The following is a 14,192-nucleotide window of genomic DNA, read 5'->3' as shown; positions in this document are numbered from 1 at the left end:
TTTGCTTAATCACATCCAGGAATGTGAATATTTTTGTTTGGGCGTAAATATTTCTCAAAAATCGCTGTATCTTTCGACAAACAAACTTTCTAATGAAATCTTTGACTAACCAAATGATGTGCCTTGTGGTGCTTTGCTTTGCGTCATCCTGCAAGAAAGGAACTGACACTTCTGCTTCAGAAGCTTCCACAACCTTAAAAATCGAAGCATCGACTACGACAAATATTAACAATGATGCCCTTTTAAAACTGGTGAATGATACAAGACTGGCAGGCTGTACATGCGGTACAACCCCGATGCCTGCTGTAGCTGCAGTAACCTGGAATGCTAATTTAGCTTCAGCTGCGATTTATCAAAGCAACTACATGGCATCTATTAAGCAATTGGTACATACTTCCGGTAAGGGCGAAACTGTGGGCGACAGGGCAAAGGCTGCAGGTTATGTCTGGTTGACCGTTGGTGAAAACCTTGCTGAAGGACAAACGACAGAAGCGCAGGTTTTTACCGATTGGATTAAAAGTGAAAGTCATTGCAAAAACATCATGAATGCATCCTTCAAAGAAATGGGCGCAGCAAAATCTGGTGTTTACTGGGTGCAGGTGCTTGGAGCGAGATAATATCATAATCAATATTGAAGCCCTTTAGCATTTTAAGCTATCATCGCTTATTTGCGGTGTTATTATATGAGCTCCATTAACGCCTGGTAGTATCGCTCATAGTTTTGCGGATCAGTATTCAGGAAAAGAAACGGCTCTATAAGTTCCAACTCCATCAATAGAAATTCGTCCTGGACGAAAGTTCCGTCAACACGTGCATAAAGGCAATTTTTGGCAAACTGGTTTACATATTTCGCAGCTGTTTCGATGATATGGAGTTCAGGATGTTGCGGATGGACAGAGCCGCCATGTGCGGGTTGCACCCTAAAGTCTCCTGCCTTCGCTTTTTTGATTAAGGTGTGACTATATTTTCCATTGAAAAATACAAACGACCATTCTCCACTTTCCAGAATCTCAGGCAAAAATGGCTGAATGATAAAATCTTCTGTTTTCTTTAATTCATTCAATATTTCGTGGATTTCTGTTACGTTGGCCTTCGTTACCTTAAAGGTATTTTTCGCACCTCCACTGATACAAGGTTTTACGATCAGCTTATCCGAATTAAATTTTTCAAAAAAATCATTTAGATCTATCTGGTCGGCTGCGGTTACGAAAACACCAGGTGTAATTTTCAATCCTGCCTGTTCAATTTCTTTGAGGTAATGTTTATTGCTGTTCCAGCGAATGGTATTGACAGGATTTAATAGTCTGATGCTTTTTTGTTCCAGTAGATCAAGCCATTGATAAAAGTCTTGAATGAGATCGAAATAGTCCCATGGAGATTTCAAAATGGCAAGTTGATATTCATCCCAATTAACTGCCGGATCATTCCATATTACTTCTTCTATATCTAAACCTTTGGCTTTTAAAAATCCAAGGAGTTTGTCGTCTTCCGATTCAACAGTTTCGCTGTCGTAGGCTCCCAGATCCAGGTAGGTAATAAGTGCAATCTTCATGCACCTAAACTAAGTGAAAGAGGTGGTTTTTTCAAGCTTAGCTAAATTTATTGACGTATTGGTGATGCTAAAACAAGGTCATCTGACTCCTGGGAACTTTGAAAAGAGTATGATCTAATATGATATCGTTTTGGTTTAATCCGTTTAACCGGCTATGCAGCCTGAAATTGTCGCGAATCATTTTGGCAATATTTCCATCACCCCGCATCCTGTCGCCAAATCTGCTGTCATTTACATTGCCGCCATGACAGCTTTGGATCATGTGCCACACCTTATCAAACCTTTCAGGAAAGTTCTTCCGGAGCCAGTCTTCAAATATCTGCCCGATCGCGCCGTTTAATCTGACCACGGTATAACCTGCTTTAACAGCGCCCGCACTGGCTATTGCTTTAAGAATATTTGGAATTTCATGATCACTTAAGCCGGGCACGAGCGGCGCAACCATCACGCCCATCGGAATTCCGGCTTTGCTCAGTTCCTCAACTACTCTAAGCCGTTGTTTTGCTGTAGTGGTGCGTGGTTCCATTACCTGTCTTAATTCCTCATTCAAACTATTGATGGAAACATAAACCATACACAGGTTAAGTTTGGCCATTTCCTGCAGAATATCACGATCGCGCAGAATAAGCGAGTTTTTGGTGATCATGCCTATTGGCTGTTTATATTCGAGCGCTATTTCTAAAAGCTGTCTTGTGAGTTTAAATTGTCTTTCGGCAGGTTGATAACAATCTGTGTTGCCAGATAAGGAAATCGTGGCGGCATCCCAACCTTTTTTCTCCAGAAATTTCCTGAATAGGGCAGGGGCATCCTTTTTTACGATAATTTTCCGCTCAAATTCCAGGCCTGCACTATAGCCCCAGTACTGATGAGAATTTCGTGCGTAACAATAGGTACAGCCATGTTCGCAGCCCTGATATGGGTTCAGTGAATAAGCCATGCCCACATCCGGGCTATCCACTTTGTTTACTATGGTTTTTGAGTTTTCAAAGAGGAAGGTTGTTTTTCGATCACTTTCTTCCCAATCGTCAATTCCTTCACCGTATTCTTTAACATAAACATCTTTTAAAAATTTGTTATGCGGATTTACCTGAGCACCTCTTCCCTTAAAATATTGTTTTTCTTCGTCACCAATCATGATCTAAAATTACTAATTAAATTAGCAATTTGATCGGCTAGGTAAGGCTACTTTTCAACAATTTGCTATAAAATAATTCAATCACTTTCAGCGCATCCATCTCAGATGTTCTTATTTCTTAGGTAGCGGAATGTAATCCATGGGTACCATATCTGCGATTTTTTCATATGCCCAATAGCCTTCATAAAGTAATGAACGCGAATCATAGATACCGCCATTTTCGTAGAACCGAACAGGTCCTTCAGTTAAGTTGGCCACAGAGATCTCATTTTCGGGTACATCTAAGGGTCTGAAAATCCAGAAACCTGTTTTAGAATAAGCAAGAGATTCTTTTTCTTTGGTATATTGAATCAGTAAACCGTCGGTATAGTTCAGGTATCTGAGGTTTTGATTAAAGTAGTGTACGAGCGTATCCGTGAGTACATCGGCCCTTGAGAATTTATCAATAGTTCTTGGCATTTCCTTTTGTTTGGTCCAGAACGCCAGTAAAGCAGTATCTATCTTTCCTTTGTTTTGCCTGATTCCTGTTTTCTCAGCCACGGCTTTAATTTTTTCCAGGTTACCATTGATGAGGTATTCAGGATATCGGTTTGGGTTTGGGATTTTTACCATTTTGTTGATAATAAATCCTTCTTCCTGGCTTTTACCTGCATACAGTGACCTGAAAAAATGTTGTGATGAACCATAGTAGGCAACCTCACGTGCGGCGATATATTTCTTTTTTTTGGCTGCGGATGCTTTTAATTCCTCGAAAAAAGGATGCCCTGAATAATAAATGATGTGTGTTCTCGAGTTATATTCGAAATGATCGAGCATGTACTTTAAGCGATATCCCAGGGCTTTGTTTTCCACGACCAGAAATTCAGTTGTAGAAACAGTGAGTGTACTTTTGGTAATATCAAAGTCTACGTTCAAGACCTGTGGATTTAAAATTCTGCACTGCGTTGCATTTGGAGTTTTTCCGATGAAAAATTCCTTAAACTGGTTAATATATTTCTGACGATTGGGATCTGCCCGAACCGTAACCTCATCAAGTTGCGCAACATTTTCTTTCAGTACCAGATCAACCTCTACTGATTTGTCTGATATAATCACACTTTTGGAATAGGGCAGGTATCCAACAATCTGTACAAGTAAATCGTAGCTTCCGGGTTTCAGGTTAGTGAGCTTAAACCTCCCGTTGTTGTCAGCTACAGTAGCAACTTTATACCCACTCAGGTATATGCTTGCCCCCGGCAGGCCGTCCTTTTTATCCCTAACAATGCCACTGATGGAGAACGTGTTTTGTGCAAGTGCATTAGCGCCTAAAATGAAGAATAGCAGGGCGACTAAAAGGCGTTTATACATAATGACGAATGTAGCCAAAAGGCGGAATATTTATTAAAATGTTCAAATATATTTAACAATTTTAACACTTCAAGGCTTATTTTCCTGGTGGTATATAATCCATTGGAACGCTATCTGCTATCTTTTCCCAGGCCCAGTAACCTTCATAAAGCATTGCACGGGGGTTGTAAACACTACCATTTTTATAAAAATATGCCGGCGGGGATGTCATGTTGATCAAAGAGATCTGAGTATTGTTCAATTCTGATGGCCTGTTCACCGGCATGCCAATACGGGCTTTAAAACCTGAGCTTTCGCGCTCTTTGGTGTAGATCACATAAAGTACATTTGTGAAATCTATCTTTTTAATTTGATCATTATAACGGTGAACTAATGTGTCTGTTAAAATCTCCGCCCTGTTTAGTGCTGCAAAGCCTTTCGACTGTTTGGGTTTCGAAACAGTAACCGCAGTATTTGTAGTTTTCGGTGAACCAAACTGGTGTGTGCCTGGCAGGGTAAGCAAAGTAGAGGTAAATCCACCAACCTGTGCCTGGATAATGCTATCTGCAAGATTTTCCTGAACCTGATTTCTGATCAGTTTATTGATTATGAACCCTTCTTCTTTAATCGTGTTATTGAATAAGGCACTAAAAAAGTGTTGTGACGAGCCATTATAGGCTTCTGATCTTCTGATCGCCCATTTTTTCTTCTGGTTGTCTGTGCCCGGAAGGTCTTCATAATTAGGATAACCTTCATAATAAACAATTCTGGTTTTGTAATCGTATTGAAATTCTTTAACGAGATATTTGATTTTATAACCTAATGCTTTGTTCTCTATGATCAGAAATTCGTCGGACTGAACGGTTAGGGTTCTTTTTTCATTATCGTAATCAAAACGCAGGATTTCGCTGTTAAGCATTTTACATTTCTGAGCATTTTCAGTTAAGCCGATAAAATAGGTTTTAAAGGTATTTAGATAATGTAAGCGGTTGGGATCAGGTTTTATGGTTACATCTGACAATTGTGTTTCACTTTGTTCTAAAGTGAAATTGAGGTTTACAGGTTGATTGTTGATCACTACATTTTTATTAGTGGCCTTAAAACCAAGTAACTGTACCAGGATATTATAATTTCCAGCTTTTAATCTAAGGGCATATCTACCTTTATCATCAGTAGATGTAGCAATTTTGTAGTCGCTTACATACACACCCGTTCCCGGAAGTGGTTCGCCATTTTTGTCTTTAATGGTTCCGCTTAAGGTAATGGTTTGCTGAGCTTGAACTACGTAGCAGGCAAGGAGAAGAATAAAGAAAAGTAAAGACTTCATTTCTTAAAAATAACTAAATAATTAGTTTTATGAAAAAAATATTTACCTTAATAATTCTTTCGCATTTTCTATTGCCGAAGCACCAGGATTTCTTCCGCTCAACATCTCTGCAATAACGGCCACGCGTTCTTCTTGTTTCAGTTTACGGATACCGGTGGTTGTTTTACCTCCAGACTCATTCTTATGCACGAAGTAATGAGATTCTCCTTTAGCAGCAATCTGTGGCAGGTGAGTAATTGAAATTACCTGCATATTTTCTCCGAGAGCTGATATCACTTCTCCGACTTTCAGAGCCGTTTCGCCTGAAATACCCGTGTCAATTTCATCAAAAATAATGGTTGGGAGCGAAGTATGTTTAGCTAGCAGTGCTTTAATCGCCAGCATCAGGCGGGATAGTTCACCTCCTGAAGCGACTTTATTTACAGGCGCAGGGCTTTGACCGGCATTTGCCGTAAACAATAAAGTAATTTCATCCAAACCATCTTTGCCCAACTCGCCGAGGGGCTTTTGTTCCAGCACCAAACGGGCACTGGCCATACCAACATTTTTCAGCGTTTTACCGGTTTCATCCTCAACCACCTTAATCGCTTTTTTACGGTTTTGACTTAACTGGTTGGCTTGCTTTGTAAGCGTTGTTTTAAGCGCTTCAATTTCTTTTTGCAGTTTTTCAATGTTTTCATCTGATGAAAGCAATTGATTCAGGTTTTGTTCCAACTGATGCTGTAATGCCAGTAGCTCATCATTGTTGCTTAAACGATGTTTTTGCTGAAGAGAATAAAATAAATCTAAACGCTGATTAATGGTTTCCAGACGTTCGGCGCTATGCAGGGTATTTTCTTCAATAACTGAAACCTCATCTGCAATATCCTTGATTTCGATGATGGATGATTTAAGACGCTCAAAAAGTGTATTGATCGTGGAATCAAATCTCTCCACACCTTGTAGCTGTAGCTGAGCCTCTTTCAACATTTGCAAAGCCGATGGCTCGCTTTCAGTCAACAACCCTGTAGCAGTAAGCAAAGCTCTTTTTATGGTTTCTGCGTGCGTAAGTTTTTCAAGTTCAGTTTCAAGCTCTTCCTGCTCTCCGGTTTTGAGTTGCGCCTGTTCCAGTTCATTGAACAGAAACTGTTCATAATCTTGTTTGCTTCTCGCCTCATCTGCATCGCTTACCAGTTTTTTTAACCTGCTGCTTTCCTGCCTGAGCCTTTTATAACCTGCACGATAATCGCTAATCATCGTATTGTGACTGGATAACGCATCTACAATGAGCAATTGGAACGAAGCATCATTAATTTCCCGGGTAGCATGCTGCGAATGAATGTCGATCAGCTTTTCGCCAATTTGTTTTAATATGGTTAAATTAACAGGGCTGTCATTTATAAAAGCCCGTGATTTTCCATCTATTGATATCTCTCTGCGAAGTATACTCTCCCGCTCAAAATCCACATCACACTCTTCAAATACCTCTTTTAAATTTTCATCGGAAAGCACAAAATTTCCTTCAATCACACATTTTTTATCCTGGTTAAAGAAATACTTGCTTTCCGCCCTTTGCCCTAAAATAAGTGATAATGCACCGAGTATAATGGATTTTCCAGCACCCGTTTCTCCGGTGATAATATTCAATCCTCTATCAAATTCGATATCAAGGCTATCGATTAGTGCGTAATTACGAATAGAAAGTTTTTGTAGCATACTTGGTTACGAAAATACTAAAAGTTATTTCAACAGCCAGTATAAAACAAAAACAGCGGAGAATTTTCTCCGCTGTTTGAGCTGTTTGGTTTGATTAATTTTTAGACTTTTCTTTTTGTTCTGACTTTTCCATTTTGACTTTAAGTTCTTTTACTTCCTTATCGAATTTTTCTTTGAGTTTTTTATACTCTTCAGAATTTTTAAGCTTGAGGGATTCGCCGTTCAGGAATATAACATTGTCATTGTTTGAATCAAAAGTGTAGACATCTTTTCCGCTGTTAAAAGCAGTATCGAGCTTTAGCCGTCTCAGGTCCTTCAGCTTAGCGTAATTTTCATTCGTATAAAGCCTAACCTTTGTATCTCCTTTTAAATTTTCCACCGTAGGCAAGGCAGCAACGAGCTCACCAATTTTTTCAAATTTTGCAATAGCTTCTGGTGATGAATACTGTTTTGCAACATCTTCACCAAACTTCTGCCATTTAGCCTGTGCTTCAGGCGAGTTGTATTCTTTAGCGATATCTTCACCAAATTTCTTCCATTTTGCCTGTGCTTCGGGCGAAGAATATTCCTTTGCCACATCTTCACCGAACTTTTTCCATTTCGCTTGTTCTTCTGGCGAATTATACTTTTTTGCTAAGTCTTCGCCAAATTTTTTCCATTTAGCCTGGGCCTCGGGAGAATTGAACTGTTTATATATTTTAGCATGGAAAACCGAATCACGGAATTTGAAACCAGAATCAGAAGTGATGCGGAAGACATTCCGACCTGAAAATAATTCATTCGCATCAAGATCCTTTTTGATGCTATCCGGAATTTCTTTCATAGAGTTGTATTCTGTTCTGTTCCCATTTTTATCTATGGTGACTATTTTTAATTTGCGTTTTTTAGTAGTATCCTGGAATATGATTGTTTGTAAATCATTCGATTTATCATTAGAACTTATCACCTGTTCAACCACAGACTTTTTATTATCCTTGGTTTTCTCTGCGGGATTAATCCATGCAATCGAGAAAATACAGGCTATTCCCAGGGTAAGGGCAGCCATTTGTTGCTTTGCATTTAAATAATTCGTTTTCATATTGGTTATCCTTTTAATGCGTTGATATAAATTTTGTGTTTTCCCTGTTGCAGCCATTGCGTATGCAGGGCTCGATTTATCTTTAAGAAGTTCCAGCTTGAGCAGCGCATGTGCATAGTTCAGTGGTTTGCCGGTAATTTTCAGTACCAGATCATCGCAGGCATGTTCGCGTTCGATGTGGATAAACCTGCCGGCCATCCATACAAATGGATTATAGAAAAGCAACGTTTCAATAGCTGTTTTGATCAGATTTAACAGAAAATCGTTTCTTCTGATATGAGAGAGTTCGTGGATCAATATCGCTTCTACCTGATCATGATCCAATTGATTGACCAAGGCAACAGGAAACAATACCACCGGCTTCAGGTAGCCAATTACCAATGGAACATTTACTAAAGCTGACAGGTTAAACCGGATTTGTTTTTTAATGTTCAGCTGCGCGGTTACATGCGCAAAAATGTTCTTCCATTCGTCGGGAATAATACTCAGGCTATCTTTCTTTAATTTCGAAAGCTGTTTATAACCTTTTGCAATTACAAAAAGCTGTAATAAAATGCCAAGGATATAAAAGGCGACAACTACCGGAAAGTATTGCTCTGCCCTGCTGGCGAAACTAGGAGGGAGGTTGTTGAAATACTGGTACGCCTGAATTTGATCTGTGCTAAGCCCGGGAGACTGCTTAGGGGCGGTAATCATAATTTGCTGAAAAAAATTATAGGCAAAACCTGCAAACATGAAGATAATTGAACCAAAAGCGAGGTTGTGCTTGTGTTTGGCAGCTAGCTTAGGCAGGCTAAGCATGATAATGAATAGGATACCATAAATGATGGCGCTTTGCCAGAGGGAGTTTAATATACTCCAACCAAATGCTTTAACAAACTGTTGTACTAAAGTTTCCATAATGGTGATTTTTGGGTTCTTCGACTTATTTCAGGCTATCTAAATATTTTTTAATTTCATCAATTTCATCCGCACTTGCACTGTGATTACCTAGTGCCTGCATCACAAGCCTTGCAGCTGAACCATTGAAAACATTATCAATCATTTTATTTACCAGTTGTTTTTCCGTTTTATCCTGGTTTACAATTGCCTTATAAATGTGTGTTTTCTGATTGGTATCTCTTTCTACCATACCTTTCTCGTGCATGATTTGCATCAGTTTCAAAGTGGTGGTATATCCGGCATCCTTTTTATTCAGCGCTTCATGAACTTCCCTCACAGTTGCCCGGTCTCTTTGCCAAAGCACCTGCAGGATTTCCATTTCGCCTTCTGTTGGTTTGATGTTACTGGCTGTCATATTGTTACACGTTGTACGAATTATTTCGTAATCAAATGTACGAAGATATTCGTATAAACAAAATATTTTAGAAAAAAATTATTGATGTTCAGTTTTTTTGCTCCCATGGAGCTCAGGAACATGGATTCGCCTCTGCATCAGGCCAGGAAATCTATTGATTATTGTTTTAGTCCCTCGTATTTTCCGATATTTGCAGGATCAATTTCGGCCAGCATATTGTAAGCTTTGATTCTTTCCTGCGTATTCAGTTTAGACAGGACATTGGTTACTTCTTCGGCTTTTGAGGCGAAGTAGACATTTGGAAAAATAGAGCCCAGTTTTTGTTTATCCATTTCCTGTAAGGCAGGCAACGCTGCTACTATTTGCGTAAGGCCCTTGTCGTTATCGGTTAATTGATCCAGGCCATTAAGGTGGTAGCTGTAAATGAAATTCCTTAACTCTTTGAAAACCGGATTTAGAACATTTTCATTGAACCAGAAACGATTTCTAAGTCCGTCGGCTGCTTTCCAGCCGGTATTTCCCGAAGCCTGAGCGAGGTTAATGATATTCTGTGCTTTTTTAAAGTATGGTGTTCCTCCCATACGGGCGAAGCTGTCTTTATCCAATCCAATAATAGTATAAGCATAGTAGGTGAGCAAGGCGCTGATATTGGAAATGTAGTTCTGGTCTGAAAAATCTATGGTAGAACCATCATTAAAACTGAAGTCGAAGTTTTTATCGCTCATATTCAACAAAGTGCTGTTATAAGTACTGTTAAAAACAGGTCGGCTACTTTGAATCTGTGCTTCAGCGGTATATCCTGATCCGCCATCCCATGAATTGATGGTAATGATAAAACTGCAATCTATACGTTCATTGGGTCTGTAGTTTTCATTACTGAACTTGTTATTGTTTAAAAAATCACGGATTGTTTTTTGCAATGCCTCTAAACCAGGTTTGCTAATGTTGGAAACCTGAGGTGCCAAAACTGTAACCCGGGCATTAAGCTCCTGGGCATGTATTTTGCCGGTAACCAACAATAATAATATCCAAACGATTTTCTTTATCATCTTACAATTTTAAGATAGCCTCACAAATGTCTTTAGCAACAGCAACTTTCGATTTTGTTTCAAAGGTGGTACGTTGCAATGCTTTGTTAAAAATAGTAATTTTATTGGTATCAGATTTAAAACCTGCTCCTTTATCGTTTAAAGAGTTGAGTACTACAAGATCGAGATTTTTCTTTTCCAGCTTTCCCTTGGCATAGTTTTCTTCATCGTTCGTTTCAAGCGCGAAGCCAACCAGGATCTGCCCGGGTTTCTTTACTTTTCCGAGTGAGGCCAGTATATCGGTTGTTTTTTCCAGTTCCAGCACCAGCTCATTTTCCTGTTTTTTAATTTTCTGGGTTGAAACCGTCTTAGGGCGGTAGTCTGCTACGGCTGCACACATGACGGTGATATCTGTTTCAGGAAACAGGGAAGAACAGGCATTCAGCATTTCTTCGGCACTTACCACGTCGACCCTTTTTAAAGACTGTTCAGTCTTCTGGGCGGTTGGACCAGCTATCAAAGTTACTTCTGCGCCCAGCCTTGCCAGTTCATCAGCAAGGGCAAAACCCATTTTACCGGAAGAGTGGTTGCCAATGAAACGCACGGGGTCAATCGCTTCATAGCTGGGGCCTGCTGTTACCATCGCTTTTTTCCCAAACAAGGGAAGCGATTGTTTAATGGCATTGGTTAAGAATGAAACAATTTCTTCAGGTTCGGCCATTCTACCTTCGCCGTAAAGTCCGCTGGCCAGTTCGCCGCTTGTAGGATAAATGATGGTATTTGCGTAGCTCGTAACCCTGGCAATGTTTTGCTGGGTTGTTTCGTGCTTCCACATATCGAGATCCATTGCCGGAGCTACATAAACAGGGCACTTAGCCGAAAGATAAACTGCAGTGAGGAGATTATCGCATATTCCGGTCGCCAGTTTTGCCAGTGTGTTTGCGCTGGTGGGCGCGATGAGTATGAGATCAGCCCAAAGACCCAATTCTACATGGTTGCTCCATACCCCGGTTTCTTCTTCGAAGTATTGGGTGTATACCGGGTTTTTAGAAAGCGTAGCAAGGGTGAGTGGCGTAATGAAATTCGCGCCATCAGGGGTTAAAATAACTTTGACGTTTGCACCAGCTTTAACCAAAAGACGAACCAGAAAGGCCGACTTATAGGCTGCAATACTGCCACAAACGCCAAGTATTATGTTTTTATTGTTGAGCATTAAGCAAGGAGTTTAAAGCATAGTGCAAAGAGCATACTCTAAACGCTCGGCTCCAAACTCCATGCATTGTGCCAATATTATTTTTGTTCTTTAGCAGGGTTTCTGTGGTAAACTTTACCATTCAAAAACTCATCCATCGCTACTAAAACAGGTTTAGGCATGCGCTCGTAGTGCTTGCTGATTTCAATTTGCTCACGGTTTTCGAAAATTTCCTCCAAATTATCGTTGCTTGATGCAAATTCTGCTAATTTACCGTGCAACTCCTCTTTAACGTTGTTCGAAATCTGATTTGCTCTTTTAGCAATTACAACTAAAGACTCATAAAGATTGTCTGTAGTTCTATCTAAATCGTGCACATTTCTGGTAACTGTAGTGTTTGGTACAGCAGGTTTGTTAGTATTCATGTATTACTTGTTTTTAATATTCGTTATTTCTGATTTGTTTGGAGGAGTTGCAGACACAGTGTCTTTAATCTTTCCGGTTCTAATCAGCATTTGTCTGTATTTTTCCTGCTCATTATTATTGAGCGCAATTTCCTGTTTTGTCAAAACGATCCCTGCTTCGGCATCAGCTTTTAATCCTTTAGCATCTTTGGAAAAAGGGCTGTCGGGATATTTGTCAGCAAAAGCAGTATATAAAGAGATTGCTTCGTTAAAGCGGTCTTCCTGACGGAATAAATAACTGTTTTTAGCATACAGATATTGTGCCCTTATCATTAGGAAATCCATTTCTTCGGCATATTTTATATCCGGATAGTCTCTTTGTGCGTTTTGAAGTGCAATAACTGCTGCTCTGTAATTATCTACATTACTCGGGCCTGTTGTTAAGTACATCTTCGCATTTTCAAAAGCCTTGTCTTCCAGTTTTGTTCTCAAATCAGCGATATACTTGCCTGCTGCCGCTGCACGGTCGCTTGTAGGGTATAAGTTGATAAACAATTGAAGCGCGTCAATAGCCTTATAGGTGTTCTCCTGGTCTAGCGAGAAAACAGGTGACTCCAGGTAATAGCAGTATGCGGCCATATAACGGGCTTCCTCTGCATTTTTACTTGCCGGATAAGTATCTGCGAAGCTTTTGAACTGATATCTTGCAGTAGTATAATCGCTTAATCTATATAAGGTATAAGAGTAGTAATAATTTAAATCTTCTGCTTCTGCACGACCGCGGTATTTTTGAGAAAGGTCTTCAAAAAGCACAAGTGCCTTACTATAATCCCTTTTGTTGTACAGTCGAAGGGCTTCCTGGTATTTTTTTGCAACGTCATTACTCGCTCTCAATTTTTCGAAACGACTTTTACAACCCGCAATACCTAAAGCGGCTACAAATACTAAAATAATTAAGTGTTTAACTTTAAACATTCTGCAAAGATAATTAATAATACGATAACATCAATAAAAACAATTCGCCGCTAAGCTATGCAAAGCAATTCACTACCTATATATAGTTAACAATTTTTAACAAAAGCGAATTTGTTTAGTTGTAGTGCTTTGAAGGCACTATCGACGCGGTCTACACATGTATCTCAACATCATAGGATGGTTTGAATGACTTTAAACAATCCATAACGGTCCTTTGTAGTATCGGCTTGTTTTAACACGTGCTGCTTGTCCATTCTTTCAATCCCTCAAACAGAAACTTATATCGTCTATTGCTATTAATCAATCATACGGTTGATGCTGCAAAAAGTCGTGCAGACGCTTATATATCTGGATACACTCATAACCCTTAGGTCGGCGTTTATTCGTCGATTCGTCACTGTTTGGTCGGGTACAATTGTCACAAGCCCGACCAAAGTCCGACTTAGCAGTGACGAAAGACAAAATACTGGTACCAAAAAATAGCCTTTAATACTTTGTTTTAATGTTGTTTTATACTTCTAATTTGCCTCAGGACCAAAAGTGTACCTATCAAGTGTGTATACAGATTTCAGGGATAACCTGGCTCTTTTTTGCAAATTGGCGATGTAGTATATATAGCAGTACAGTATCGGGCAGTAGCCAGTAGTGCTTTCCTGATAGGTTTAAATGGCCAGCGGCTTTTGCATACAAATTTCTTTTAAAAATGTTTGAGTGATTGGTAAATTTTTGAGACTGTAAAACAGTACTTTAGGATGTTGATCGTATAAAAGCTTAAAATATATTTGCCGGGTGGTTATTTTTTTCTACTTTTGCATCCCGCTTCGGAGGAAGGGATTGATTGAAAAGGTGGTTCAAGATGATGTGAGAGGGGAAAAGTCCAGAGATTTATTTTAAAATAAATTTGCGGAAAACAAAAAGATGCTTACCTTTGCAACCCGGTTCGGAAGAACGGAAAGCCAGTAAACTGGCAGATTGAAATAGCGGAGATAGAGAAAAGAAAGAGGCAAACAAATAAAAAATATTTTATTTGGAAGTTAAAAAAAGTTTTCTACCTTTGCACTCCCAACCGAAAGGAAGGGAAGAAAAGCTGAGCGGCGGATGTCGCGGATGAGCAAATGAAAAAAGATTGAAACAGACGAAAAACACGCTAAGACGAATACGACTTAAGCGAACTGAAGACTGA

The 14,192-nt window shown here is 39.5% G+C and carries 12 protein-coding genes; 1 reads left to right on the top strand and 11 read right to left on the bottom strand.

Annotated features, from left to right (window positions below):
• The first annotated feature begins 92 nt into the window (after positions 1–92).
• Positions 93–617 (top strand): CAP domain-containing protein, encoded by a 525-nt coding sequence (locus AB669_RS06390; protein ID WP_047798495.1) that lies wholly within the window; start codon positions 93–95, stop codon positions 615–617.
• A 62-nt stretch (positions 618–679) separates the two neighbouring features.
• Here AB669_RS06390 and AB669_RS06385 read toward each other — a convergent pair whose 3' ends face one another.
• From AB669_RS06385 to AB669_RS06335, 11 genes are all read right to left on the bottom strand, one after another.
• A complete protein-coding gene (locus AB669_RS06385) occupies positions 680–1,552 on the bottom strand; it encodes a RimK family alpha-L-glutamate ligase (RefSeq protein ID WP_047798494.1) in 873 nt (290 codons plus the stop codon).
• 67 nt (positions 1,553–1,619) lie between these two features.
• Positions 1,620–2,687, bottom strand: coding sequence for a PA0069 family radical SAM protein (locus AB669_RS06380; protein ID WP_047798493.1), 1,068 nt, complete (start codon positions 2,685–2,687; stop codon positions 1,620–1,622).
• A gap of 111 nt (positions 2,688–2,798) precedes the next feature.
• Positions 2,799–4,034, bottom strand: a complete 1,236-nt coding sequence (locus AB669_RS06375; RefSeq protein WP_047798492.1) for a carboxypeptidase-like regulatory domain-containing protein — start codon at positions 4,032–4,034, stop codon at positions 2,799–2,801.
• A gap of 76 nt (positions 4,035–4,110) precedes the next feature.
• Positions 4,111–5,340: a carboxypeptidase-like regulatory domain-containing protein gene (locus AB669_RS06370; RefSeq protein ID WP_047798491.1), complete on the bottom strand. Its 1,230-nt coding sequence runs from the start codon at positions 5,338–5,340 to the stop codon at positions 4,111–4,113.
• Between the two features lie 42 nt (positions 5,341–5,382).
• Entirely contained in the window at positions 5,383–7,035 is a 1,653-nt protein-coding gene (gene recN, locus AB669_RS06365) for a DNA repair protein RecN (protein WP_047798490.1), read from the bottom strand.
• Between the two features lie 94 nt (positions 7,036–7,129).
• The gene (locus AB669_RS06360) at positions 7,130–9,013 is read right to left on the bottom strand and encodes a M56 family metallopeptidase (RefSeq protein ID WP_047798489.1); all 1,884 of its coding nucleotides are present in this window, start codon (positions 9,011–9,013) and stop codon (positions 7,130–7,132) included.
• A gap of 25 nt (positions 9,014–9,038) precedes the next feature.
• Positions 9,039–9,410, bottom strand: coding sequence for a BlaI/MecI/CopY family transcriptional regulator (locus AB669_RS06355; RefSeq protein WP_047798488.1), 372 nt, complete (start codon positions 9,408–9,410; stop codon positions 9,039–9,041).
• A 158-nt stretch (positions 9,411–9,568) separates the two neighbouring features.
• Positions 9,569–10,459, bottom strand: coding sequence for a DUF4835 family protein (locus AB669_RS06350; RefSeq protein ID WP_047798487.1), 891 nt, complete (start codon positions 10,457–10,459; stop codon positions 9,569–9,571).
• Position 10,460: 1 nt separating this feature from the next.
• Complete coding sequence (gene coaBC, locus AB669_RS06345; RefSeq protein ID WP_047798486.1) at positions 10,461–11,651, bottom strand: bifunctional phosphopantothenoylcysteine decarboxylase/phosphopantothenate--cysteine ligase CoaBC; 1,191 nt, start codon at positions 11,649–11,651, stop codon at positions 10,461–10,463.
• Between the two features lie 77 nt (positions 11,652–11,728).
• Positions 11,729–12,055, bottom strand: coding sequence for a DNA-directed RNA polymerase subunit omega (locus tag AB669_RS06340; protein ID WP_047798485.1), 327 nt, complete (start codon positions 12,053–12,055; stop codon positions 11,729–11,731).
• A 3-nt stretch (positions 12,056–12,058) separates the two neighbouring features.
• On the bottom strand, positions 12,059–13,009 hold the full coding sequence (locus AB669_RS06335) for an outer membrane protein assembly factor BamD (protein WP_047798484.1): 951 nt from the start codon (positions 13,007–13,009) through the stop codon (positions 12,059–12,061).
• Positions 13,010–14,192: the final 1,183 nt, after the last annotated feature.

The organism is Pedobacter sp. BMA, from assembly GCF_001027745.1.
Taxonomy (GTDB): Bacteria; Bacteroidota; Bacteroidia; order Sphingobacteriales; family Sphingobacteriaceae; genus Pedobacter.
Note: the sequence above shows the minus strand (reverse complement) of the source record. Positions and strands in the feature narration are given on the sequence as shown.